Source organism: Arthrobacter jiangjiafuii (assembly GCF_018622995.1).
In the GTDB taxonomy this organism is placed as follows: domain Bacteria; phylum Actinomycetota; class Actinomycetes; order Actinomycetales; family Micrococcaceae; genus Arthrobacter_B; species Arthrobacter_B jiangjiafuii.
In genome coordinates this window covers 2,219,404-2,244,108 of record NZ_CP076022.1, presented here as the reverse complement: position 1 = coordinate 2,244,108, position 24,705 = coordinate 2,219,404, and the positions used below count along the sequence as shown (strand labels likewise).

Genomic DNA, 24,705 nt, shown 5'->3' with positions numbered 1-24,705 from the left:
GCGCTCGGCCGGGGGCTTCCCGGGCAGGCACAATGGAACCATGTGCGGACGTTACGTGATGGCCAAGGCAACATCGGACCTGGTGGCAGCCTTCGCCGCCGAGCAGGCGGTGGGGGAGGACCTGGCTCCGTCCTGGAATGTGGCCCCCACGGATGATGTGCGCATTGTCACCGAGCGTGCACGCCGCCATGAAGCCGGCGACGGCGGCGCGGGCGGAGACACCGTCCGCCGCCTGACCACCGCCAAATGGGGTTTGGTGCCGGCCTGGGCCAAGGATCCGAAAATCGGCGCCCGGATGATCAACGCCCGGCGGGAAACCGTGCTGGAAAAGCCCTCCTTCCGCAAGGCAGCGGTCAAACGGCGCGCACTGGTGCCCGCGGACGGCTATTACGAATGGGAGAAGTCCGGCGGAACCAAGATTCCGACCTATCTCTATTCCCCGGCTGAGGATCCGCTGGCCTTCGCCGGCCTGTACGAGTTCTGGCCCGACCCGGCGCTGCCCGAGGACCATGAGCACAAGTGGCTGCTCAGCGTCACCATCATCACCACGGAAGCGAGCGACGCGCTGGGCCACATCCACGACCGCACCCCGCTGATTGTTCCGCCGGACATGTACGCCGACTGGCTGGATCCGCGCACCACGCAAGGCACCGAGGTGCAGCAGTTGCTGGACGCCATGCCGGAACCGGTGCTCACGCCGCGGGTGGTCTCGCCGCTGGTGAACTCGGTGCGGAACAACGGTGCCGAACTGATCCTTCCGGCAGATGCAGAGGGCCAGGCGGGTGGCCCGGCCACCCTTCCGGGGCTCTAGCCCGGTCCGGGGGCGCCCGGGCTGGGATTTTAGCTGGGAGCTGCCTCCGACGTCGGGCCCTGGCCGGCGTCCGGGCCGGCGATATTGACCATCCAGCTCACGCCGAAACGGTCCGTCAGCATGCCGAAGCTGTCGCCCCAGGGGGCCTGCTCCAGTGGCATGTCCGCGGAGCCGCCGACGATCAGCTTGTCCCAGTAGCCGCGCAGCTGGTCCTCGTCTTCACCGCTGAGCGACACTGCAAAATTCGTGCCCGGGGTCAGATCGATGCGGTTGGGCACATCCGCGGCCATCAGGACCATGCCGTTGTCCGTGACCAGGCGGGAGTGCATCACCTTGTCCTGCTCGGAGGGGTCTTCGCTGACCTGGTATTCCTCGAAGGTGCTGATGCCGAGGTCACCGCCGAAAACGGACTGGTAAAACTCCATCGCCTGGCGGGCGGAGTCGCGGAAGGAGAGGTAGGGGCTGATTTCGCTGCTCATGGTGTTTCCTTTCGAGGTCGGGCTGCCCCGGTCCCCGGCAGCCGTGCGGGTCGATGCTGCCGATTATCCCTCCTGCCTTCAGCCGGTTCCTAGCCGTATTCCTTCCGGCCGCCCCGTGGGGTGCCTAGGGTGGAATGCAGAAACGACCGAGAGGCAGCCATGATTCCTGAACATGTTCCCGGACTGACCCTGAACAACGGCGTGCGGATTCCACAGCTGGGGTTCGGTGTCTTCCAGATTCCGGAGGAGGGCACCCGGGAGGCGGTCGAGAGTGCGCTGGAGGCGGGCTACCGGCACATTGATACCGCTGCTGCCTACCGGAACGAAGCAGGAGTAGGTGCCGCCGTCGCCGCCTCCGGCATCCCCCGTGAGGCCCTCTTCATCACCACGAAACTGCGCAACGGCGACCAGGGGCGGGCCCGTGCCGCGTTCGAGGAAAGCCGGGCAGCGCTGGGCGTGGAGCAGATCGACCTGTACCTGATCCACTGGCCGGTTCCGTCCCAGGGGCTGTTCCTGCGGGCGTGGAAGGACTTGGAAGGAATCTACTCGGACGGGTTGGCCCGGGCCATCGGGGTTTCCAACTTCCTGCCCGCCCATCTGGAGGAGCTCACCCGGGACGCCGATGTCCCGCCGGCGGTCAACCAGATTGAACTGCATCCCACGTTCGCCCAGCGGGCGCTCGCCGATGCCACCCGGCGGCATGGCATGGCGGTGGAGGCCTACAGTCCGCTGGGCCAGGGCGAGGACCTGGACAATGACGCGGTAATCGGAATTGCCCGGAGGCACGCCGCCACCCCGGCGCAGGTGGTCCTGGCCTGGCACCTGGCCTCGGGCAATATTGCCATCCCCAAGTCGGTCACGCCGGAGCGGATCCGGGAGAATCTCGAAGCGGTGAACCTTGCGCTGACCCCGCAGGAAATGGAACAGATCAATGAGCTCGACGCCGGCAGGCGCCTGGGTGCCGATCCTGCCACCGCGGCGTTCAGCCAGTACTGAGCGCGGCGGCGCAGCGGGCCGGTTCAGCGGGCATGCTGAGGTAGCCTGAGTTCCAAACCTGAACCGCAAGGAGGGCCATCTGTGGCCGAGTCGTATTACCGCGCCCTGGGCGAGGACAGCTTTGAATCCACCCTTCATACCCAGGGTGCCTGGAATGACCACGAACAGCACATGGCTCCGGTCTCGGGACTCCTGGCCCATGCCCTGGAACGTTGCAGCCCCCGTCCTGATATGCGCCTGGCCCGGATCAGCTACGACATTCTGGGCATCATTCCCCGCGGAACCTTTGATATCCGGACCAAGGTGATCCGGCCCGGACGGACCATCGAGCTGCTTGAAGCCGAGCTGATCGCTGGCGGCCGCACGGCGGTGCGCGCCACCGCCTGGCGGCTGGCGCTGGGGTCCACCGCGGAGGTGGCGGCCGTGGAAGATTCGTCGATGCCCGGGCCTGAGGGGCTCTCCGGCGTCAGCGGCATGACCGAATGGCCCGGGAACTTCATCGGTTCCCTCGACTTCCGCGGGGTTGACGGGCTGCGCCCCGGGCGCGGCCAGGTCTGGATCCGCACGCCCTACGAGATGGTGGACGGGGAGCCCACCAGCGACCTGGTGCGTCTGGTGGGCCTGGTGGATGTAGCCAACGGCATTGCCACCAGGGTTCCGCCGGGCGGAGACAGCTACATGTTTCCCAACGTCGACCTGCAGATCCACCTCCACCGGGCACCGCAAGGCCAGTGGCTCGGCCTGGACACCCGGGTCACCTTCGGCACCGACGGCATTGGGCTGACGTCTTCAGTGCTGCACGACACCAATGGGCCCTTTGGCCGCAGCGAGCAGATCCTGACGGTGCGGCGCCTCGGCGCGCAGGCCTAGGGGCAGGCGATGCTGCGCCAGACGCCGGGCAGCGCCGCCGGTGCAGGGCCGGCCCGGCTGACCGTGGTGCGGCAAGAGCATACGCTGGGTGCCGCGGAGGACCTTGGATTTGCCGTTGAGATGCTGGCCGCCGCCAAGACCGGTGGGCTGGGGCCGACGCTGCGCCTGTACCGTCCCCAGCCCACCGTGGCACTGGGGCAGCGCGATGCCCGCCTTCCGGGGTTCGACGACGCCGCCCGGGCCTGCCGGCAGCAGGGCTTTGTGCCGCTGGTCCGCAAGGCCGGCGGCCGTGCCGCCGCTTATCACCAGGGCTGCCTGGTCGTGGACCATGTGGAGCCCGGGATGGAGGCGGTGGCCGGTTCCCGGGGCCGGTTCGCTGCCTTCGCTGAGTTGTACGCCTCGGCATTGCGCCATGCCGGGGTGGACGCGGCAGTGGGGGAGATTCCGGGTGAATACTGCCCGGGGGAGTTCACCGTCCACGGGACCACGGCTGCGGGCCGGAAAATCAAGCTGGTGGGAACGGCCCAGCGGGTGGTCTCCGGAGCCTGGCTCTTTTCCTCGGTACTCGTCATCCGGGATGCCGCACCCCTGCGCCGGGTCCTGACGGACGTTTACGCCGCCCTGGGACTGGACTGGGATCCCGGCACGGCCGGCGCTGCCGAAGATGCCGCCGAGGCTTCAGCACTGGACCTGGACACTGTCGAGGCCGCGCTGATCCAGGCCTACGCCGGGTACTCACCGCTGGCCTTCGGCGGTTTTGATGCGCTGGCGGATGCCGTGCACCGTCCCGTAGCCTGATCCTGCCCGGCCGGACGCCGCCGGCCGGACACCGCTTGGTCAAACCGATCAGTAAGCTTAGTAGCAGGCCCTGACACCGCGACGAAGGAAACACATTGGCCCAGAACACCATGAAGAACACCGCCCACCGGCTCAAGGCAGTCCTGGAGGTCCTTGCCGCCGAGGATCCCTCGGCCAAGCGCCGGATCAGCCGCGGGGAGGTGCTGGCGGCCGCCCTAACCCGGGTGCCGCTTGAGGGCAGGGAAGAGGAAATCCTCGCCGGCGGTGCTGCCCGCGGTGAACGCGCCCTGTCCACCGCATCCGCCAAGCTGGTCAAGGCCGGCTGGATTACCAAGGAGGGCCGGGCGGGCTGGAGCATCACCGCCCATGGACGGCAGGCGCTGAAAGATTTCCCGGAAACCGACGCACTGCTCGAAGCCATGGAGGGTGTGGCTCCGAAAGGCTCCGGGAGCAGCCCCGCCGGCGGAACCGTCAGCGGAACCGGTGCCAAGGGCGCCGGCAGGCCGGCTGCCGATGCCGCGGCCGAGGAGGTCATCGAGGAAGCGCTGCTCGAGGCCGCGGCCCCCGAAATGCCCCAGGAGCAGCACGGGGCCCACCGGACAATGCACCCGGTCCAGCCCTCCTTCCCGCAGCCTGACGCCGTCGTCCTCGCCGGAACCGTGGGACGCGCCCTTGGCTGCGCGGACTGGGACCCGGCAAGCGGGGACCTGCAGATGAAATTCGACCGCAGTGACGAGCTGTGGAACCTCACCGCGGACCTTCCGGCCGGCCACTATGAATTCAAGGTGGCGCTGAACGGGTCCTGGGATGAGAACTACGGGCAGGATGGACACCGCGACGGCGCGAACCTGGACATTCAGCACGCCGGCGGACCGTTGACGTTCCTGTATGACCATGCCACCCATCTGGTGGTCACCAAACCTGACGTCGGCGTCTGAAGCCCAGCTTCACTGCCCCGGCCGGTCTAGCGGTCCTCTGCCTCCGGCGTCAGGCCATGCCGGGACAGGAACGCCAACACGGTTTCGGCGGTAATCCGCCAGCCGTGGTCGATGACCAGCGAGTGCCCGCTGCCCCCGATCTCGGCGTATTCGGTGGACGACGCCGAGGACCGGTAGCGGCGCGCTGCCGCCCGCACCACCGACGCCGGCACGGTGCGGTCCTCGCTGGCGCCGGCCAGCAGCAGCGGACCGCGGGCCGCGGCGGTGTCGACCCGGACCGGGCTGAACGGATTGAGGTTGGCCGCTGCGCTCTGGAACAGCGGCCGGCCCGGGGCGGGCATCACGCAGGTGGCGTGCAGGTCATTGGATTCGCGTTCCGAGACGGTGTTGGCAACGTCGCGGTGGAAATGCTGCGGCGACTGGCGCAGGATCCGCCTGCGGTTCAGCGGATTCCACAGCACCGGCAGTGCCGACCGCAGCTGCGCCGGCGCCGGGCGGAGCACACCCCGGAACCGGATAGGTGAGATGGCAGCGGCTCCGGCGGCCATGCCGCCGGCCAGGAGCTGCTGGGCCAGCAGCCCGCCCAGGCCATGGCCGACCAGCACCGGAGGACGCCGCAGCCCGGCGATGAAGCCCTCATAGTGGGCCAGCGCCTCCCCGACCCCGGTGCGGGCCATCGGCCCGGGGAAGGCGTTGGCCGCCGTCAGGGACCCGGGTTCACCCGGCCAGCCCGGTGCCATCGCGTCATAGCCCCGGTCCCGGAACAGTTCGATCCACGCGTCCCAGCTGCTGGCATGCAGCCAGAGCCCGTGGATGAACACCACCGGCAGGGGGTCATCCCGCTCTCCGGTGCCGGAATCGGTGAAGGGGTAGCGGGCCGGAAGGCTCCCGACAGGGCTCATCTGGCAAGTCTGCCATCCCGGTAACCGGGCGCGGTAGGGTCCCTAGGCCTCCGGCCGGCGGACGGGCTCCAGCAGGAAGCCGGAGGGCTCCCGGACCCACCACACCCGCTCGGCCCGCCGTTCCGCCCAGGTGGAAAAACGGTAGCGGTACACCCGCACCCGGATCCAACGCGGCGGGATCCCGGCAAAAGGATCGGTGCGCAGCAACGCCAAGGTGCGCGGATCGCCGTCGAGCAGTTTCTGCACCAGCACCGGAAACCAGGATCCGCCCGAGGCGCCCAGCGCCAGGAACCACATCAGCCAGTCCAGCCGCAGGTGGTACGGCGCAAACTGGCGCGGCATCCGCGCCGGATCCCCGGGTTTGCCTTTGAAGCCGTATTCGCGCCACTGCGCGGCCGGTCCGGGCTCGTCCAGGGTTCCCTCGATCACCACCTCGTTCCGGATCCGGGTGATGGACCCGAACGCGCCGTAGGCGTTGGACAGATGCCAGCGGTTGAAGCTGGCGTTCATCAGCTGGTCGCGGCTGAACAGGTTCCGCAGCGGATCCCAGGCCCAATAGAGCATCAGCGCCGTCACGGCGAGGACGACGACGGCGAACCACACCGGTGTTGCCGACGGGTCCGGCGCCGAAAACCGTGCTCCGGGCAGCAGCGCCTGGATTGTGGAGTCACCCACCGTGCTGAAGGCCAGCAGGATGGTCAGGATATTAAGCCAGGCGAAGTTCCCGGAGAGCACCAGCCAGGCCTGGGTTCCGATCACCACCAGTGCGGCGATCCCGGCCACCGGCTGCGGGAAGAATAGGAAAAACGGCACCACCAGCTGGGCAAAATGGTTGCCCAGCACTTCCGCCTTGTGCAGGGGCTTGGGCAGGTGATGGAAAAACCAGCTGGCAGGATTGGGCATCGGCTGGGTCTCGTGGTGGTAGTACAGGGCGGTGAGGTTCCGCCACACCGGGTCTCCGCGCATTTTGATCAGCCCGGCACCGAATTCCAGCCGGAACACCAGCCAGCGGAAGAGGAACAGCACGGTCACCGGGGGAGCCACCTCGGTGGAGCCCAGGAACGCGGCCAGGAACCCGGCCTCCAGCAGCAGCGACTCCCAGCCGAAGCCGTAGAAGGTCTGGCCGATGTTCACAATTGACAGGTAGAGGAACCAGATCAGCAAAAAGGCAGCCAGGGGCAGCCAGGGCGGGCCGGCCTGCGGCAGGCCGGCCACCAGCAGCGCTGCCACCGCCGCCCCGGCCCAGGCCACCGCGAGCAGGAAGCGGTCCGAATAATGCCACCGGAAGAGCGTGGGAATGCCGCGGCCCCTGACCCGCTCCAGGAAGCGCGGTGCCGGGAGCAGCCCGTGTTCGCCCAGAAGCGCGGGGAACTGATTGGCGGCAGAGATGAAGGCGATGAGGTAGACGGCGGCGATGCCCCGCTGCAGCACCTGCCGCGCAAATTCGTATCCCTCCGCGCTAAAAAGCTCCATGGCACACCTACGGTAGCGCCGGGAGTCCTAGGCTGGGAGCGGTGGCGGAAAACTCCGCAGCTCTTTCCAGGAGGTGCCCAAATGGATGGATCCCACATCCTGGCCCTCATTGTCGCCCACCCGGATGACGACGCATACGGCCTGGCCGGGACAGTGGCGCTGCATGAGAACGATCCCGGCTTCCGTTTCATCCTGGTCCATGCCACGGACGGCGGCGCCGGGCAGATTGATCCTGCCTATCCGCCGGTCAACGAGGCGCTCGGCAGCATCCGGCGGCGCGAAATGGACGCGGCATGGATGGCCCACGGACGGCCGCCGGACCGCCACGAATGGCTGGGTTACGACGACGGCGCGGTGGGGCAGGTTCCCTTCGACGAGCTGGCCGAGCGGATCGGCGGGATCCTGGCGCAGGAACGGCCCGACGTCGTGGCGACCTTCGGCCCGGATGGGCTCACCGGCCATCCCGACCATATTGCCGTCGGTGCGGCCACTGATGCGGCTTTTTCCCGGCTGCGCGGCGGCGGTCCGGGGCTGCGGCGGCTGGTGCACGGCGGTGTCCGCCGGTCCACCTGGGAACGCTGGAACCGCGGCCGGATCAGGCGCGGACTGGCGCCCTGGGACGCAGGCCGGATGTACGACGTGCATCCGGTTCCGGACGAGGAGATCGGCATTGAGGTGGACGTCAGCGCCGTGGCCCACCGGGTGGTGGCCGGATTAATGGAACACCGGACCCAGCGCCATGTCGTTTCACCGGGGGTGCCGCCGGAAGCGGAAGAGGATGCCCGCTGGGCGCGCACCGTTGGCACCGAGCCGCTGGTTATGGCCTGGCCGCCGCGGGAGCCTGGCGCTCCGGTGCTGGGGGACGTCTTCGAGGGCCTGGACTGAACCCCGGGCCTTCAGAACCGGAAGAAGGAATCGATTTCCTGCTTGGTGTCGTCCACGTAGACCTCGGTGCGTTCGTCGAAAAAGGACACCCGGTCTTTCAACTGCTCGGAGTCCGGCAGGACCTTTTCGTAGGACCAGGCCAGATCCGTTCCCTCCGGCCGGCCGCGGACGGACCAATAGGAAGCGGTGCCCTTGTAAGGACACACCGATTGGGTGAGGGAAGCGCCCAGGGCATCCCAATCGACGTCGCCCCGGGGGTAATAGGTGCGCACCGGCAGCATGGTCTCGTAGACGAACAAAGGCTCCCGGGTTTCGGCCAGCAGTTGCCCGCCCAGATGCACGCGCACGGCCCGCGAGGATTCCCTGGCATCCACCCGGTGGAACGGATCGCGGGGATGCCCCTCAATCACCTGGTCCTCTTCCAGCCACCGGTCGAAGGCGCCGAAATCCAGCAGGACGTGACCGGACAGATCCGGGTCCTCGGGCCGGAACGCCGCAGCCGGCAGCTCATGCGTTCCCGCGTGTACGTCCAGCGGCTGCCCCGGCGTTGTATGCGCGGCAAAGGGATAGCGTGGATCCATCGGTGCACCCGGCGGGATGCCGGCCATCGGATCCTCAGCAGGGGCGGCGGCCGGGACCCTGAGATCGGCAGCAATATCCTTCGCCGGGACGGCGTAAATCGGGGTGACACGCCTGGGTTCATACACCAGGAACGCGTTGTGGGAATCAACGATGGTGTTGTCTCCGAGCTGGGCCCGGATGCGCCGCGGCGTGGGTTCGTAACGCAGCTGCGGGATGAACTTCCAAAATGCGGGGCTGATCTGCAGTGCCATGGCTCCAGTGTCCGGCGGGGCCGGGCGGCAATCAAGGCCTTGCGGTTACCGGCGCAGGGCCTGTAACTCCCGCCTGTCCAGGCCTAGCATCATCAGTATCTGCAGTCCCTTCCGCGGGTGCGCGGAAGGGACTAACGGCACCCGGAAAGGCGTACCAAATGCTTGAGAACAGCAGTGCCTTCAGTGGATTCTCAGTCAACGACATCCCGGCCGCCCGGAACTTTTACGGGCAGGTCCTGGGCGTTCCGGTCTCCGAAGCCAACGGGATGCTGTTCCTGCACCCCGAAGGCAGCGCGAACATCCTTGTCTATCCCAAGGACAACCACACCCCGGCCACCTATACGGTCCTGAATTTTCCGGTACCGGACGTGGAGGCCGCCGTAAGTGAGCTTTCCGGCCGGGGCGTGGAGTTTGTCCATTTTGACGGGGTGGGCGAGGACGGGATCTTCCGGCAGGCCGGCCCCACGATCGCGTGGTTCCGGGACCCTGCCGGAAACATCCTCTCCGTGATTGAGGACGAGCCGCCCCAAAGCGAGTAGGAGCCCAGGCCCTTAGTGGCCGCGGGCGATCCAATCGTTGAGCGCCGGTGCCTCGGCGCCGACCGTCGTGGACTCGCCGTGCCCGGTCAGCACCCGTGTTTCCGAGGGCAGCGTCAGCAGCCGCTCCCGGATGGAGGTGATGATGGTGGGGAAGTCGCTGTAGGAGCGTCCCGTGGCTCCCGGACCGCCGTTGAACAGCGTGTCACCGCTGAACACCACCGGGGCGCCGTCGCCGGGGGCATCGGCGGCCAGCAGGAAGCACACCGAACCGGGGGAGTGCCCCGGGGTATGCAGCGCCTGCAGGGTTACACCGGCGACCTCGAAAATGTCTCCGTCTTCAATTTCGCCGTCGGGCCCCTCATCGGGGAACACCGCGTCCCAGAGCATCCGGTCCGCCGCATGCAGGAACACCGGTGCGCTGAACCGGTCGCGGGCTTCGCCTACGGCACGGATGTGGTCATCGTGGCCATGGGTGAGCAGGATCGCCTGGACCTCGCGGTCGCCCACTGCCGCGGCTACCGCGTTGGTGTCATGGGCCGGGTCGATGATGATGACCTGCGCGTCGTCGCCAATGATCCAGACGTTGTTGTCCACGTCCCAGGTGCCGCCGTCGAGCGAGAAGGTTCCGGAGGTGATGACGTTGTCGATATGCACGCCCATTTAGAGCACCACTACCGAGCGCAGGACCTTACCGTCATGCATTTTGGTGAAGGCTTCCTCGATGTCGCCCAGGCCGATGCGTTCGGAGACAAACGCGTCCAGGTCCAGCCGTCCGAGCTTGTACTGCTCCACGAGCATCGGGAAGTCACGCGAGGGCAGGCAATCGCCGTACCAGGAGGACTTCAGCGATCCGCCGCGGCCGAACACATCCGCCAGCGGCAGTTCGATCTTCATTTCCGGGTTGGGCACGCCCACCAGGACCACGCGGCCGGCAAGGTCGCGTGCGTAGAAGGCCTGCTTGTAGGTTTCGGGGCGGCCGACGGCGTCAATGACGACGTCTGCTCCGTTGCCTGAGGTGAGGGCACGGATGGCTTCCACCGGATCCTCTTCCTTGGAATTGATCACGTGCGTGGCGCCCTGCGCCTTGGCCAGCTCCAGCTTCTTGGCGTCGATGTCCACCGCGATGATGGTGGTGGCGCCGGCCAGCTGTGCGCCGGCGACGGCGGCAATGCCCACGCCGCCGCAGCCGATGACGGCCACGGATTCCCCGCGCTTCACCTCGCCGGTGTTGATGGCGGCACCGATGCCGGCCATGATGCCGCAGCCGAGCAGGCCCACCGCGGCCGCGTCGACGTCGTCGTCCACTTTGGTGCACTGGCCGGCAGCAACCAGCGTCTTCTCGGCGAACGCGCCGATGCCCAGGGCGGCGGTCAGCTCCGTGCCGTCCTCCAGGGTCATCTTCTGGGTGGCATTGTGCGTGTTGAAGCAGTACTGCGGCTCGCCCTTGCGGCAGGCGCGGCACTCGCCGCAGACGGCACGCCAGTTCAGGACCACGCGGTCACCGGGGGCAACCTCGGTAACGTCGGGTCCGACGGCGGCTACGACGCCGGTGGCTTCGTGGCCGAGCAGGAACGGATAATCGTCATTAATGGCACCCTGCTTGTAGTGCAGGTCGGTGTGGCACACACCGCAGGTGAGGATGTCCACCAGTGCTTCTCCGGGGCCCGGATCCGGAACCAGGATGGTCTCCAATGAGACCGGGGCGTTCTTTTCCTTGACGACTACTGCCTGAACCTTGTGAACCATATGCGGGTGCTGCCTCTCGAATGTCCGGGCGGAACGCCGATGTCCGGCGTTCCGCATTCCATCCTATGAAGCAGGATGGCCGTGCGCGAAGTTGACGTGAACCGGGGAACGCCCCGGATCCTTGGGGTTCTCAGACGCCCAGGCGGGACTTGACCTCGGCCGCGGACGGGTTGGTAGCGGAGGAGCCGTCCGGGAAGATCACCGTGGGTACGGTCTGGTTGCCGCCGTTGATCTGGGCCACCAGCTCCGCGGTGCCTTCCACATCCTCGATGTTGACCTCGGTGTAGCCGATCCCGGCGGTCTCCAGCTGCGACTTCAGGCGGCGGCAGTATCCGCACCAGGTGGTGGAGAACATAGTGATGGAACCGGCGGCGGGGGTGAAGGCTTCTGCTGTGGCAGCCACGAAGGGCGCTCCTTTGCGTGTAGAAAACAGGGACTGCTTGGTACAACCGCGGCGGGCCCGGTTCAATTCCCCCGCGGTGCCGGTGTTGCCCCGCTGGCAGGCTCTTGCCGGCGGCCAGGCGTCTTGGCGCCCCTAGGGCGCATCCTCGGGTGCGATGGCGTCGATGCGCACGTTTCCGCTCTCGTCCACGGACAGCCCGGGGTTGTAGCAGACCTCCCAGCGGTAGCCGTCGGGGTCGGTGAAGTAGCCCGAGTAGCCGCCCCAGCTCATTTGGGTTCCGGGGGCGGAAATCAGCCCGCCCGCCGCGGCGGCACCGGCGAGCACCGCATCAACCTCCGCCGGCGATCCGACATTGTGGCCCAGGGTGATCGGTGCCTGGCTGGCCTCGCCCATGGCGCCGGCCTCGGCGGCCAGGTGATCGCGCCGGAAGAAGGCCAGCAGCAGCCCGTGGCCGACCTGGTAAAAGATGACTTCCTCAGGCACGTACGAGGCGGCGGTCCAGCCGAGGCGGGAGGAATAGAAGGCGTAGGTGACTTCAAGGTCGCGGACGCCGACGGTGATGACGGAGAGTTGGGGTTTCACCTTCCCGATCTTGCCATTGCCATCGAACCAAACGTGCATTCAATGGCCGGTACGACACAAACCCCTGTTCCATGACCTTGCTGACGTTTCCGTATCCGCCCACGACCAGTCCAGGGCAGGGTAATCAGCAGATCCTGTCCACTCCCTGCAACAGGACCATTGACGCCGCCGCGGGGCCCGGGCTGTCATGGAGGTAATGTCCGCATGCGGTGGCGCCACGTCCGCGGACAGCGCCTTGCGTGATGGAAGAGGCCCCGCTGTCCATGAATCCTTCAGTCCCCCGCCGCCAGGGCGGCAGCCACCGGGCCGGCAGCGGTCCCGGCCAGGTCGCCGGTGCTCGCGCCGGCTCCGATGAGGAGCAGCCCGACCGGCGCACCGGCTGGGCCCGCTTCCTGGTCCCCGTGGTCCTGATCCTCATGTGGTTTGTTGTGGGCGGTTTCGGCGGTCCGTATTTCGGCAGGATCTCCGAGGTGGTGGACAACAACCAGAGCTCCTACCTGCCCGCCAGTTCCGCGGCCACGCAGGTCGCTGACCTGCAGGCTGAATTCACTGACAGCGACGCCGTTCCGGCGGTCATTGTCTACGTGAACGACGCCGGCCTCACCGACGCCGACCGCACCTATATCAACGGCAGGGTCCCGGCCCTGTCCGGCGTCTCCGGGGTGGCCGGAGGCGTGTCGCCCGCGCAGTTCTCGAACGACGGCAAGGCCGCGGAGATCTTCGTTCCGGTGGCGGACAACGACGACGCCGCCACCACCGTGGAAAACCTGCGGACCGCGGTCACCGAGGGCCTTCCCGCCGGACTTTCCGGGTACGTCACCGGGCCGGCCGGGCAGCTGGCGGACATCACCGAAGCCTTCGGCGGCATCGACACCTCGCTGCTGCTGGTGGCCGTCATCGCCGTGTTCGTGATCCTGGTGGTGGTTTACCGGTCACCGCTGCTGCCGGTGCTGGTCCTGCTGACGTCCGTCTTTGCCCTCTCGGCTGCGATTCTGGTGGTCTATTACCTCGCCAGGGCCGGTGCCCTCGCGGTGAACGGACAGGTGCAGGGGATCCTGTTCATCCTCGGCATCGGGGCGGCCACCGATTATTCACTGCTCTATGTCTCCAGATACCGGGAGTCGCTGCGTGATCACCCAGGCCGGTGGGATGCAACCCTGGCCGCCCTGAAGGGCACCTTTGAACCGGTGCTGGCCTCCGCGGCTACGGTCACCGCCGGCCTGCTCTGCCTGCTGCTGAGCGACCTGAATTCAAACAAGGCGCTGGGGCCGGTGGCGGCCATCGGTATCGGCTTCGCCTTCCTGGCGGCCATGACCTTCCTCCCGGCGCTGCTGATGCTGACCGGACGGGCGGCGTTCTGGCCCCGCCGCCCGCTCTACGGCTCCCGGCATCCGGACCGCGACGGCGACGCGCGCAACGGCATCTGGCCCCGGGTGGCCCGCACCGTGAAGGCCCACCCCCGGCGCGTATGGGTCATCCCCACGGTGCTCCTGCTTCTCGCGGTGACGGGGATGCTGCAGCTGCGCGCCTCCGGCGTGCCGCAGAGCGACTTTGTCCTGGGCGAGACGTCGGCCAAGGAAGGACAGCAGGTGCTGGGGGAGCACTTTCCGTCCGGCTCCGGCAGCCCGGTACTGATCGTGGCGCCCGAAGGGGATCTCGACGACGTCGCCGGCGCGGTCCTGGGGGTGTCCGGCGTGGACACCCTGACGGTCCAGGCGTCCGGGACCCCTGCCGGTTCGCTTCCGGTGACGGCCGACGGCGTCCAGCCCTCACCTGTTCCCGGAGCGGCTGCGGCGCCCACGGTGGTGGACGGAAAGGTGCTGCTGGAAGCCACCTTGACCGACCCGCCGGACTCGGACGCCGCGGAACAGACGGTCGATGACATGCGCGGCGCCGTCGCAGGCATCAACGATGTGCTGATCGGTGGAGAGACCGCCACCACCATCGACACCAATGCCGCAGCCATTCACGACCGGAACCTGATCATCCCCGTGGTGCTGGTGGTCATCCTGTTCCTGCTGATGCTCCTGCTGCGCTCGATCCTGGCCCCGGTCCTGCTGATCCTGACCGTGCTGCTGTCCTTCGGCGCCACCCTGGGGGTCTCCGCCCTGATGTTCAACCACGTCTTCGACTTCCCCGGTGCGGACCCGGCGGTGCCGTTGTTCGGCTTCATTTTCCTGGTTGCACTGGGAGTGGACTACAACATCTTCCTCATGACCCGGGTCAGGGAGGAAAGCCTGCAGCACGGCACCCGCGAGGGGGTGATCCGCGGGCTGATGATCACCGGGTCCGTCATCACCAGCGCCGGCATTGTCCTGGCCGCCACCTTTGCCGCCCTGGGCGTGATTCCCGTCCTGTTCCTGGCGCAGCTGGCGTTCATCGTTGCCTTCGGCGTGCTGCTGGACACCCTGGTGGTGCGCTCGCTGCTGGTGCCGGCCCTGTCCTATGACATTGGCCGCAGCATCTGGTGGCCTTCGCGTCTTTCCCGGCCGCCGCGCGGACTTCACCGCCGCGGAGTTCCCGCGCACGCCGGGAAGGACTTCGCGCCGTGAGGAAACCGGGGGCAACGGCCGGCCCGTTAGGCTAATGGCATGGAAACCCTTGATCACCAACGATCCATGACCTGCCAGCTCGACGACGTGCGCACCGCCATTGACGAGATTGACGAGGAGATCGTGGCGCTGATCTGGCGGCGGGAACGGCTGGTCCGGCTCGCCGGGTCACTCAAGGAAAACGACGCCGAGGTCAAGGCTCCGGCCCGGGTCGAGGAAGTCCTTGAGCATGTGCGCGCCACGGCCGAAGCCCAGGACGGCGACCCCACTGTCGTGGAGGCCACCTACCGGGCCATGATCGACGCCTTTATCGATTACGAGCTCAAGGTGCGGCACGAGTCCGAACGCCAGGCCAAGCTGGACGCCTTCTCACGCAGCTAGCTGTACTCACCACTGCGGAGCGGCGGCACCGAGCGGGCCGGCCGGAACGTCCCAGGCCAGGCGCGGCACCGTGCCCCAGCCCGTGAACCGGACCGGCGGCAGCAGGCGCCGGCCGGGACCCCAGAACGTCTGCTCCTGAACCTGCTCGAACGAGGGGATCCCTCCCTCCTGCCCGGACTCCTTTCCAGAGCCCTGCCGTGCCGCTGCTGCCCGGCCGGGAGTTTGCGCGGAGGTGCAGGCGCCGGCCATGTGCTGCAGCTGAACAGCGGTGCGCGCCAGCGAAAGCCGCGCCGCGAAGACCCCGCCGTCCAGGCGAAGCAGCCACGCCCGCAGAGCTGCCGCAGCGGCAAGGTATCCCGTGGCGTGGTCCAGCGCCTGGACCGGCAGCGGCCGCGGGGCATCGGTACCGAAATGCAGCATTCCCGCGTGGGCAATGCCTGAACTCATCTGGACCAGCGAATCGAACCCCCGCCGTCCGCTCCACGGCCCGGTCCAGCCATAGGCGTTCAAGGCGACTTCCACCAGCCCCGGCCGCAACTGCTGCAGCCGCGCCGAATCCAGCCCCAACCCGGCGAGCGCACCCTTGCGGTAACCGGACACCACCATGTCGGCACCGGCCACCAGCTCCCGGATGCGCCGGGCCCCGGCTGCGGAGGCCAGATCCAGCCGGGCACACCGCTTGCCCAGGGTCAGCTCCGCTTCCGACGCCGGCTCCTCCCATCCCGGGGGATCGATGCGCAGCACCTCGGCGCCCAGCCCGGCAAGGAACCGCGTAGCCACCGGTCCGGCGATGATCCGGGTCAGATCCAGCACCCGCACGCCGGCCAGCGGCCGCTCCGGGGATGACGCCGGAGCAGGCGCCGCAGCCGTTCCGACGCGGGTCCAGTCAATCAGCGGTTCCTGGTTCACCGCGTTTCCCTGCGGATGGCCTGTCCACTGGAGTGCAGTGAGCATCCGGGCAGCGCAGCCGCCGGCGGCGACCACTGCGCGTTCAAGTGTTTCCGGCTCCCGGCCGGCGACGGCGGCGGACACCGTGTCACGGCCCGGCAGCGGGTCAACCGGCAGCCCGAGTGCTGCCAGCGCGGCGGACCGGTGATGGGGCGCGTTGGTGTGCAGCCGGATCCAGCCGCCCGCGCCGGGGTAGTCGCCGGCCAGCGGGTCCCAGGGTGGCGGGATGCTCCAGCCCTGCGGGGTAAAGGAGCCGGCAAACCAGGCCAGCGCCAGGTCCGGGTCGATGTCGGATCCGGTTGTGCTTCCGCCCAGCCGGCGGGAAAGCCCGACGGCGGCGTCGGCGGCCTGCCGCACCGCCCAGCCGGCGAAGGCACGTACGGGATACGCGGACTCCAAGGCCATCAGAGGTTCCTTTCCACGGGCACAGTCTTTCCACAGGCACAGTAGGGTACGGTACTGACACGCCGGGGGCGTTCGACCCGCCGGGCAAAAGGGGGAGCACTCGTGGACCAGGAGCAACCGGCAGCGCCGGAAGCCGCGCCGGAACAGTGGCGGGCCGTCGCCGCGGCGCTCGCCGATGAGCGCAGGCTCCGGCTGTACGCGCGCATCATCACCGCGGCCGGCCGCGGTACTCCGCTCGACGGCCAGGAGCTGGACACCCGGGAGCGCAAATCCCTCGCCGCCCTGCAGAAGGCCGGGCTCGTCTCCTCCGGAGCCTGCGACGTACAGCCGGTGAGCGGCGTGTTCACCCGGCTGCTGGCCAGCGGCAGGGAACCAACCGAGACCTCCGTACGGCGGTTCCTGGTGAACGGCAAGATCGGCTCCCTTCCCCGGCGGCAGGCTGACCGGCTGGAACTGCTCCACTACATCGCCGGGCACGTCTTCGAAACGGTCCAGGCCCCGCAGGGGGAGCTGCCCGTGCTGGACGAACGAATGATCACCGAACGGCTCGCGGAGTATTCGGCCGATCCGGCAGCCGTGCGCCGGTGCCTGGTGGACGAGGGCATAGTGTCCCGCAACCGGGATGGATCCCGCTACTGGCTTTCTGCCCCGCGGCCGGCCGACGGATGGGAGTTCGCCTAGGGCGCCAGCCAAGCGGACCGTTGACTCGCACCGAGGCGTGGCGTCTGATGGAAGGTGCCGTGCTCAGTGCACGGGCCTGGCAGCAGCTTCGCGGGCCAGCAGGACGACGGCTTCCAAGGAGGCGTCATTTGACCGCCAGATTCAATGCGCACGGTGCCGAACCCACCCACCCCGCCGCCCGTAGCGCAACGGACCTGGGCTCGCCGGCGTCGTCCTACCGGCGCTCGCCGTCAGATACCTTGGCCGCCCCGCCGCAGCCGCCGGTACGCGGAGAAAGCACGGGCCCCGGGCAGCCGGCAGCACACAGCGGGGAAGCGCCGGCGCCGCATTCCCGCCGTCAGATTGTGCTGGTTTTCACTGGACTGATCTTTGCCGTCCTGATCTCGGCGCTGGACCAGACCATAGTGGCGACGGCGCTGCCCACCATCGTGGGGGACCTGCAGGGACTGGACCATCTGTCCTGGGTCATTACCGCCTACCTGCTCACCTCTACGATCGGGCTCCCGATCTACGGCAAGCTCGGCGACCTGCTGGGACGCAAGAACATCTTCGTGTTTGCCATAGTCGTGTTCCTCATCGGGTCGGCCCTGTCCGGGCAGGCCCACAGCATGGCCGAGCTCATCGCCTACCGCGCCCTGCAGGGCGTAGGCGGCGGCGGGCTGATCATCGGCGCGCAGGCCATCATCGGCGATGTCGTCTCTGCCCGGCAGCGCGGCCGCTACATGGGCCTGATCGGTGCCGCCTTTGGCCTGGCCTCGGTGAGCGGACCGCTGCTGGGCGGCTATCTCACCGAGTACTGGTCCTGGCGGTGGGTGTTCTACATCAACCTTCCCCTCGGCGCCATCGCCCTGGCCGTCATCATCACCTCGCTGCACCTGCCGGCCCGCACGGGGCAGCGGCCGCCGCTGGACTACCCCGGGGCCGCCCTGCTGGCACTCACCAGTTCCGCGCTGGTGATGCTGACCAGCTGGGGCGGAACCACCTTCCCGTGGACCTCACCCCAGATCCTGGGGCTGGGAGTGCTTGCCGCCGTCGGCGTTGCCGTTTTTATTCCGGTGGAGCTGCGTGCCGCCGAGCCGATCCTGCCCCTGCGGCTGTTCGGGAACCGCAACTTCCTGGTCTGCACCCTGGTGGGGCTGTCCGTGGGGCTGGCCATGTTCGGCAGCATTTCCTACCTGCCCACCTTCCTGCAGATGGTCAACGGCGCCTCCGCCACCGTCTCCGGGCTGATGATGCTGCCGATGACCGCCGGGCTGCTGCTGACCTCAATCGGCACCGGGCAGCTGATCTCCCGGACCGGCAAGTACAAGATCTACCCGGTCCTGGGCGCCGCCGTCATGATCGTAGGCCTGCTGCTGCTCTCGCGGATTTCCAACACCACCCCGTACTGGTTCACTGCCCTGGGCATGTTCGTGCTGGGCCTGGGCATCGGCGCGCTGATGCAGAACCTGGTGCTGATCGTGCAGAACAGCGTGCCCGCGCAGGATATGGGCACCGGGGTCTCCTCGGCCAACTACTTCCGGCAGATGGGCGGCTCGCTGGGGATCGCCGTCTACGGCTCCTTCTTCATCAAGCGGCTGAACGACCAGGTGGCGGATGCCCCGGCACAGGCCTCGGGGGTACTGCGCAACGGGGTCAATTCGATCAGTCCCGCGGAGCTGAAGATGCTGCCGGAACCGGTGCAGGACTTTATCGCCCGGGCCTTTGGCGACGCGCTGCCGCCGATTTTCCTGCTCGGCATCCCCGCTCTGGGAGCGGGCCTGATCCTGACCCTTTTCATCCAACAGATTCCACTTTCCGAAACCCCGCGGCTGGCGGCAGGCGCGGAAGCCCGGACGGGAAGGCCGTGAGCAATGGCGGGCAACCGGGACTTCCTCCCCGAGCCGGGACCGGCGCCCGGGCACGGACTGGCGGCCGCACCGGCAGCCGGCAGGCCGCGCCGGGCCATGGTGTTTACCGGCCTGCTGCTGGCCGTGCTGCTGGCGGCCCTGGACCAGACCATCGTGGCCACCGCGCTGCCGACCATTGTGGGGGAACTGAACGGGCTGGAGCATCTGTCCTGGGTGGTGACCGCCTACATCCTGGCCGCCACGATCGGGCTGCCCGTCTACGGCAAGCTTGGTGACCTCTACGGGCGGAAAAGGATCTTCATCTTCGCCATTGCGCTCTTCCTGGCCGGTTCCGTCCTCTCCGGCCTGGCGCAGAACATGGAGCAGCTGATCGCCTTCCGTGCCTTGCAGGGGGTTGGCGGCGGCGGGCTGATGATCGGCGCCCAGGCCATCATCGGCGATATCGTCTCGCCGCGTGAACGCGGCAAGTACATGGGCGTGATCGGTGCGGCTTTCGGGCTCGCCTCGGTGGGAGGCCCGCTGCTGGGCGGCTGGATCACCGACAGCTTCTCCTGGCGGTGGGTGTTCTACATCAACATTCCCATCGGGGCCGTGGCGCTCGCCGTCGTCATCTCCTCCCTGCACCTGCCCAGACCGGAAGCCTCCCGGACGGGGGCCTTCAGGCCGCGGCTGGACTACGCCGGTGCAGCCCTGCTGGCCGTGGCCAGCGCCGCGGTGGTGATCCTGACCAGCTGGGGCGGAAGCATCTACGCCTGGTCCTCGCCGCAGATCCTCGGGCTGGCAGCTGCAGCCCTGGTGGCCGTTGTGGCGTTCATCCCGGTGGAGCTGCGGGCGCCGGAGCCGATCCTGCCGCCGCGCCTGTTCCGGATCCGGAACTTCCTGCTGCCGGTGCTGGTGGGGATCGCGGTGGGGATGGCCATGTTCTCCACCATTTCCTACCTGCCCACGTTCCTGCAGATGGTCAACGGCGCTTCGGCAACCCAATCGGGCCTGATGATGCTGCCCATGATGGGCGGGCTGCTGCTGACCTCCATCGGCACGGGGCAGCTGATCTCGCGGACCGGCAGCTACAAGATCTATCCGGTTCTCGGCTGCGCCGTGATCATAACCGGCCTGGTGATGCTCTCCAGGATCTCCGCGGACACCCCTTATTCCTTCACCGCTGCAGGAATGCTGGTGATGGGACTGGGGGTGGGCTGCCTGATGCAGAACCTGGTGCTGATCGTACAGAACAGCGTTCCGCCCCGGGATATGGGGACCGCCATCTCTGCGGCGAACTACTTCCGCCAGATCGGTGCGTCATTCGGGATTGCAGTGTTTGGATCCGTCTTTATCAGCCGGCTCTCGGAGCAAATGGCTGCTGCCCCGCCGGGCGCCGGGGGACTGGCGGCCGGCGGCATCAATTCGCTGAGCCCCGAGCTGCTGCGGAGCCTGCCGGATCCGGTCCGCGGGTTTGTAGCCGGCGCCTTCGGCCAGGCCCTGCCGCCGATCTTCCTGCTGGGAGTCCCGGTGGTGGCAGCTGCCCTGGTTCTTTCCCTGTTTATCCAGCAGGTTCCACTCTCCGAGAGCACACGGGTGGAAGCCGCCGAGGAGGCCAGGGGATGACGCGGGGCGGGCCTTCCAACGGTCAGGGCCGCAGTGATCGGCGGCTGTCAGAAAGGGGCCGTACACTGGTGCTGTTCGAATATATGTTCGAAGATGAAGCAGGTCAATTAACTAAACCTGCAGGCCGTCAACGGTGGAAGAGGGAACTGAAGTGGGTGTCTTCAGCGATGCGGTAGAGGTGGTGTGTTCTCCCGGCGGGCAGCCGCTGCGCTTGTCCTGGCAGGGGCGCATTTACAAGGTCGCGGCGGATCCGGTGCGGTGGTTTGAACGCCGGAACTGGTGGGACGAAGAAGCCCGTGCCGAACGCGGACACGGGCCCGGCCTGGTGGACTCCGAGATCTGGCGGGTGCAGGCGAGGCTGACCACCCGTGCGCCGCTGCGTACCCTGGACCTCTCGCATGACCTGTCCTCCGGGCGCTGGCGCCTGATCCGGGTTCACGACGCCCTGCAGGAAAGCGCCTAGGAACCTGGCCATCATGAGCTTCACCCACCTGCACACCGCCACCGCGTTCAGTGCACACTACGGTGTGTCCTGGCCCCAGGACCTCGCTGCCGCTGCGGCAGCCGACGGCGCCGACGCGCTCGCCTGCACCGACCGGGACGGGCTCTACGGAACGGTGAAGCACCTGCGCGCCTGCATGGATGCCGGCATTGATCCCATCGTGGGGGTGGATCTGGCCGTGCTGGGTGATCCCGACGGGCACGGCAGCACTGCGGTCACTGGCCGCGTGGTGGTCCTGGCCCACGGCCGGCGCGGCGGGGCCGGCTACCGGGCGCTGTGCCGGCTGATTTCCGATGCCCACGCCGGCACGGTTGCCTCAGGTGCCCGCAAAAACAGCAAACCCGTGGGCGTGACCCTGGAGCAACTGGCGGCGCGGGCTGCCGGGAACGGCGATGACGGCGGCGCCCCGGACCCCGCCGGACGGGACAGTCCGGTCCTGACGGTGCTGGTGGGCCCCTGGTCCGACGTCGGCCAGGCGATGCGCAGCCGCAGCTATGCCGTCGCCCGCACACTCTTCGCCCGCTGGCAGGCCCTGCTGCCCCGCGAAGCGCTGGCCATCGAAGTGGTGACCCATCTGAGCGCCCCCGGAAAGAACCTGTCCCTGGCCCATGCGGTGCGCATGTTCCGGCTGGCCGATGAAATGCAGCTGCCCGCCATCCTCACCAATGCGGTGCGCTATGTCGATGCCGACGGCGCTGCCACCGCCGACGTCCTGGATGCCGCCCGGGCGCTGACCTCCATGGCCAGGCTTCCGGACCTGCAGCCCAGCGGGCAGGGCTGGCTCAAGACAGCCAAGGCGATGGGGGAGCTGGCCCGGGAGATCAGCGCCGGTGCAGGCTATGGCGCGGCCGGGGCGGCACGCCTGCTCCGCGACACCGAGGCGCTCGCCGACACCTGCCGGATGGACCCGGTGGCGGAAATGGGCTGGAAACAGCCGGTGGTTCCGGAAGCATCGGTCATCGGCATCACCGCCGATCCCATGACCGAACTGGTGGCCCGCTGCGAAGCGGGAATCGGCCGCAGGTTCGCCACCCTGGATGCCGCCGGGGAAGCACGGATGCGCAACCGGCTGGCGCATGAGCTGGGCATCATCGAACGGCTGGGGTTTGCCTCCTACTTCCTGACCGTCGCCGAGGTCTCCGCCATGATCACCGGGATGGGGGTGCGGGCCGCTGCGCGGGGATCGGGGGCGTCCTCGCTGGTGAACTATCTGCTGGGCATCAGCCACGTTAACCCGCTGGCGCATGACCTGATCTTTGAGCGCTTCCTCTCACAGGACCGCTCGACCCTGCCGGACATCGACATCGACGTCGAAAGCGCGCAACGGCACAACGTCTACCACCGCATCTTCGAACGTTTCGGCGCCGAGCGCGTCACCCTGATGAGCATGCAGAACGGCTACCGCGCCCGCGGGGCGGTGCGCGACGCCGGCATGGCCCTGGGCCTGGCCGAAGAGGAGGTCGGAGCCGTGGCCAAACAGCTCTGGCGTTTCTCCGCCGCCAAGTTCCGGGAGGCGCTCGCCGAAAAGCCCGAACTGCGCGACGTCGCCGAACGGGTCCAGGGCAACCGGCAGCTGGATCTGCTGGTGGATCTGACCGAACGCCTGGACCGGCTGCCCCGCCACATCTCCATGCACCCGTGCGGCGTGATCCTGGGGGATACCTCCCTGCTGGACCGCACCCCGGTGCAGCCCTCCGGGCTGGGCCTGCCCATGTCCCAGTTCGACAAGCACGACATGGATCCCATGGGCATGCTCAAGCTCGACGTGCTGGGCGTGCGGATGCAAAGCGCCATGGCCTACGCCCTGGCGGAGGTGCGGCGGCTGCACCCCACCAAGGAGGACACCGTCAAAGCCGGCGCCCATCCGGCCGGAGCCGGCGGTCAGGGGCCGGACTACGTGCGCGCCGACGGCTCCATCGACCTGGACGCCGTGCCGCTGGACGATGAACCCACCTACGAGCTGATCCGCAGCACCCAGACCCTGGGCTGCTTCCAGATCGAGTCGCCCGGCCAGCGTGAGCTGATCGGCAAGCTGGCGCCGAGGGACTTCAACGACCTGATCATCGACATCTCGCTGTTCCGGCCCGGGCCGATGAAGTCGAACATGGTCCGCCCGTTCCTGGAACACCGGCACGGCTGGTCTCCGGAGGAATATCCGCACGAAGCACTGCGGCCGGTCCTGGCCGAGACGCACGGGGTAACCGTGTTCCACGAACAGGTGCTGCGCACCTTCGACGTCTTCACCGGGTGCGGCCTGGCCAAGGCAGACGAGCTGCGCAGGCTGCTGGGCAACGAAGAGGCCGAAAAAGGGGTGGAAACCTACTTCCGGACCGAGGCCGGCAAACGCGGCTACCCGGCCGATGTCATTGAGAATGTCTGGGGCACGCTGGCGGCCTTTGGCAGCTTCGGTTTCTGCAAGGCGCACGGCGCTGCCTTTGCCGTGCCCACCTACCAATCGGCCTGGCTGAAGGCCCACCATCCCGAGGCGTTCCTGGCCGGGATCTTCGAACACGACCCCGGCATGTATCCGCGCCGGCTGCTGGTGGCCGAGGCCCGGCGGCTGGGCATCCCCATCCTGCCGCTGGACATCAACCGCAGCGGCGAGCAGTACCGGGTGGAACGGATCCCTGCCGTTCCCGCCTCGCCCGGCCATCCGGCCCGCCCGGAAAAACTGGGCATCCGGCTCAGCCTGGCCGGGATCTACGGGCTCTCAGCCACCGAACTGCGGCGGATCGCCGCCGGCCAGCCCTACGATTCACTGGCCGACCTGCGCGCCCGCGCCAGGGTGGGCCGGACCACCCTGATGCGCCTGGCGCAGCTGGGCGCCTTCGACTCCCTCGCCAGGGACACCGGGACCGCTGCCTCCCGCGCTGATCTGCTGCGCCACCTCGATGCTGCCCCGCCCCGCCCGGCACCACGCAAATACGATCCCATTCCAGGCCAGCTCTCGCTGCCGCTGGGCGACACCGAATTGGAGAACCTGCACGCCGAACTGCCCGAACCAACGCTGCGCGAAAAAGTTGCCACCGAACTGGACCTGCTGGCCGTGGATGTCAGTGCCCACCTGATCGACAGTTACGGGCCGCTGCTGAGTACCCTCGGCGTCACCAAGGCCCGGGACCTGGTGGAACTGCGCAACAATTCCGAGGTGCTGGTGGCCGGGATCCGCGTGGCCACGCAGACTCCGCCCATGCGCGGCGGCCGCCGGGTGGTGTTCATCAGCCTCGACGACGGCACCGGATGCGTGGACTGCACGTTCTTCCACGAGGCCCAGGAAAAAGCCGGCCCGCTGCTGTTCGGCACCGCGTTGATGCTGATCCGCGGGCTCACCCGGCGCACCGGACCGCGCGGAATCAGCCTGCAGGCGCTGCAGGCCTGGGACCTGAACGACGCCGACTCGCTGCCGGCTCCGGGCGGGGCAGGTTGGTGGGGCCCAACTACAGCGGATAACATCAAAGGGGCGCAGGAAGCAGCCGGCCACGTCCTGACCGGCCCACAGACGCCGCCGCACAACGAAATCTAGGAG

Annotated in this window: 23 protein-coding genes; 14 read left to right on the top strand and 9 right to left on the bottom strand. The window is 68.0% G+C overall.

The annotated features are described in order from the left end of the window. The first annotated feature begins 40 nt into the window (after positions 1 to 40). Positions 41 to 811, top strand: a complete 771-nt coding sequence (locus tag KKR91_RS10540; RefSeq protein WP_210229364.1) for an SOS response-associated peptidase — start codon at positions 41 to 43, stop codon at positions 809 to 811. A 29-nt stretch (positions 812 to 840) separates the two neighbouring features. On the opposite strand, the gene KKR91_RS10535 is transcribed toward KKR91_RS10540, so the two are convergent. After that, complete coding sequence (locus KKR91_RS10535; protein WP_210229362.1) at positions 841 to 1,290, bottom strand: VOC family protein; 450 nt, start codon at positions 1,288 to 1,290, stop codon at positions 841 to 843. A gap of 159 nt (positions 1,291 to 1,449) precedes the next feature. On the opposite strand from KKR91_RS10535, the gene KKR91_RS10530 reads away from it, so the two are divergent. From KKR91_RS10530 to KKR91_RS10515, 4 genes are all read left to right on the top strand, one after another. After that, positions 1,450 to 2,286 (top strand): aldo/keto reductase, encoded by an 837-nt coding sequence (locus KKR91_RS10530; RefSeq protein ID WP_210229360.1) that lies wholly within the window; start codon positions 1,450 to 1,452, stop codon positions 2,284 to 2,286. Positions 2,287 to 2,367: 81 nt separating this feature from the next. Continuing rightward, a complete protein-coding gene (locus KKR91_RS10525) occupies positions 2,368 to 3,156 on the top strand; it encodes a thioesterase family protein (RefSeq protein WP_210229357.1) in 789 nt (262 codons plus the stop codon). A 9-nt stretch (positions 3,157 to 3,165) separates the two neighbouring features. Next, the gene (locus KKR91_RS10520) at positions 3,166 to 3,954 is read left to right on the top strand and encodes a lipoate--protein ligase family protein (protein ID WP_210229355.1); all 789 of its coding nucleotides are present in this window, start codon (positions 3,166 to 3,168) and stop codon (positions 3,952 to 3,954) included. A gap of 95 nt (positions 3,955 to 4,049) precedes the next feature. Then, a complete protein-coding gene (locus tag KKR91_RS10515; RefSeq protein ID WP_210229353.1) occupies positions 4,050 to 4,892 on the top strand; it encodes a pullulanase X25 domain-containing protein in 843 nt (280 codons plus the stop codon). 26 nt (positions 4,893 to 4,918) lie between these two features. Here KKR91_RS10515 and KKR91_RS10510 read toward each other — a convergent pair whose 3' ends face one another. Together KKR91_RS10510 and KKR91_RS10505 are read right to left on the bottom strand one after the other, a co-directional pair. Continuing rightward, positions 4,919 to 5,794 (bottom strand): alpha/beta fold hydrolase, encoded by an 876-nt coding sequence (locus KKR91_RS10510; RefSeq protein WP_210229351.1) that lies wholly within the window; start codon positions 5,792 to 5,794, stop codon positions 4,919 to 4,921. A 42-nt stretch (positions 5,795 to 5,836) separates the two neighbouring features. After that, positions 5,837 to 7,267, bottom strand: coding sequence for a lipase maturation factor family protein (locus KKR91_RS10505; RefSeq protein ID WP_210229349.1), 1,431 nt, complete (start codon positions 7,265 to 7,267; stop codon positions 5,837 to 5,839). 81 nt (positions 7,268 to 7,348) lie between these two features. Here KKR91_RS10505 and KKR91_RS10500 point away from each other — a divergent pair, with 81 nt between their 5' ends. Continuing rightward, complete coding sequence (locus KKR91_RS10500; RefSeq protein ID WP_210229347.1) at positions 7,349 to 8,152, top strand: PIG-L deacetylase family protein; 804 nt, start codon at positions 7,349 to 7,351, stop codon at positions 8,150 to 8,152. A gap of 11 nt (positions 8,153 to 8,163) precedes the next feature. On the opposite strand, the gene KKR91_RS10495 is transcribed toward KKR91_RS10500, so the two are convergent. Next, positions 8,164 to 8,985: a DUF427 domain-containing protein gene (locus tag KKR91_RS10495; protein ID WP_210229345.1), complete on the bottom strand. Its 822-nt coding sequence runs from the start codon at positions 8,983 to 8,985 to the stop codon at positions 8,164 to 8,166. A 158-nt stretch (positions 8,986 to 9,143) separates the two neighbouring features. Between KKR91_RS10495 and KKR91_RS10490 the strand changes: the two genes are divergently transcribed. Continuing rightward, positions 9,144 to 9,524, top strand: coding sequence for a VOC family protein (locus KKR91_RS10490; protein ID WP_210229344.1), 381 nt, complete (start codon positions 9,144 to 9,146; stop codon positions 9,522 to 9,524). 12 nt (positions 9,525 to 9,536) lie between these two features. Here the strand turns inward: KKR91_RS10490 and KKR91_RS10485 are convergent, their stop codons facing one another. From KKR91_RS10485 to KKR91_RS10470, 4 genes are all read right to left on the bottom strand, one after another. Further along, entirely contained in the window at positions 9,537 to 10,184 is a 648-nt protein-coding gene (locus tag KKR91_RS10485; protein WP_210229342.1) for an MBL fold metallo-hydrolase, read from the bottom strand. Then, positions 10,185 to 11,270: an S-(hydroxymethyl)mycothiol dehydrogenase gene (locus KKR91_RS10480; protein WP_210229340.1), complete on the bottom strand. Its 1,086-nt coding sequence runs from the start codon at positions 11,268 to 11,270 to the stop codon at positions 10,185 to 10,187. 130 nt (positions 11,271 to 11,400) lie between these two features. Further along, positions 11,401 to 11,625: a mycoredoxin gene (locus KKR91_RS10475; RefSeq protein WP_210229802.1), complete on the bottom strand. Its 225-nt coding sequence runs from the start codon at positions 11,623 to 11,625 to the stop codon at positions 11,401 to 11,403. A 180-nt stretch (positions 11,626 to 11,805) separates the two neighbouring features. Then, positions 11,806 to 12,255, bottom strand: a complete 450-nt coding sequence (locus KKR91_RS10470) for a VOC family protein (protein ID WP_210229338.1) — start codon at positions 12,253 to 12,255, stop codon at positions 11,806 to 11,808. 263 nt (positions 12,256 to 12,518) lie between these two features. On the opposite strand from KKR91_RS10470, the gene KKR91_RS10465 reads away from it, so the two are divergent. Together KKR91_RS10465 and KKR91_RS10460 are read left to right on the top strand one after the other, a co-directional pair. Further along, a complete protein-coding gene (locus KKR91_RS10465; RefSeq protein WP_210229336.1) occupies positions 12,519 to 14,807 on the top strand; it encodes an MMPL family transporter in 2,289 nt (762 codons plus the stop codon). 39 nt (positions 14,808 to 14,846) lie between these two features. After that, positions 14,847 to 15,188 (top strand): chorismate mutase, encoded by a 342-nt coding sequence (locus tag KKR91_RS10460; RefSeq protein WP_210229333.1) that lies wholly within the window; start codon positions 14,847 to 14,849, stop codon positions 15,186 to 15,188. Positions 15,189 to 15,194: 6 nt separating this feature from the next. Here the strand turns inward: KKR91_RS10460 and KKR91_RS10455 are convergent, their stop codons facing one another. Beyond that, on the bottom strand, positions 15,195 to 16,541 hold the full coding sequence (locus KKR91_RS10455) for a CoA transferase (protein ID WP_210229332.1): 1,347 nt from the start codon (positions 16,539 to 16,541) through the stop codon (positions 15,195 to 15,197). A gap of 102 nt (positions 16,542 to 16,643) precedes the next feature. Here KKR91_RS10455 and KKR91_RS10450 point away from each other — a divergent pair, with 102 nt between their 5' ends. The 5 genes from KKR91_RS10450 to KKR91_RS10430 all read left to right on the top strand — a co-directional run bounded on the left by KKR91_RS10450 (position 16,644) and on the right by KKR91_RS10430 (position 24,702). Further along, complete coding sequence (locus tag KKR91_RS10450) at positions 16,644 to 17,222, top strand: DUF2087 domain-containing protein (protein ID WP_210229330.1); 579 nt, start codon at positions 16,644 to 16,646, stop codon at positions 17,220 to 17,222. A gap of 128 nt (positions 17,223 to 17,350) precedes the next feature. Further along, positions 17,351 to 19,072 (top strand): MDR family MFS transporter, encoded by a 1,722-nt coding sequence (locus tag KKR91_RS10445; protein ID WP_237687346.1) that lies wholly within the window; start codon positions 17,351 to 17,353, stop codon positions 19,070 to 19,072. 3 nt (positions 19,073 to 19,075) lie between these two features. Beyond that, entirely contained in the window at positions 19,076 to 20,677 is a 1,602-nt protein-coding gene (locus KKR91_RS10440) for an MDR family MFS transporter (RefSeq protein WP_237687345.1), read from the top strand. A 151-nt stretch (positions 20,678 to 20,828) separates the two neighbouring features. Then, positions 20,829 to 21,140, top strand: coding sequence for a DUF6504 family protein (locus tag KKR91_RS10435; protein ID WP_210229798.1), 312 nt, complete (start codon positions 20,829 to 20,831; stop codon positions 21,138 to 21,140). 13 nt (positions 21,141 to 21,153) lie between these two features. Continuing rightward, positions 21,154 to 24,702: a DNA polymerase III subunit alpha gene (locus KKR91_RS10430; protein WP_210229326.1), complete on the top strand. Its 3,549-nt coding sequence runs from the start codon at positions 21,154 to 21,156 to the stop codon at positions 24,700 to 24,702. The last annotated feature ends 3 nt before the right edge of the window (positions 24,703 to 24,705 follow it).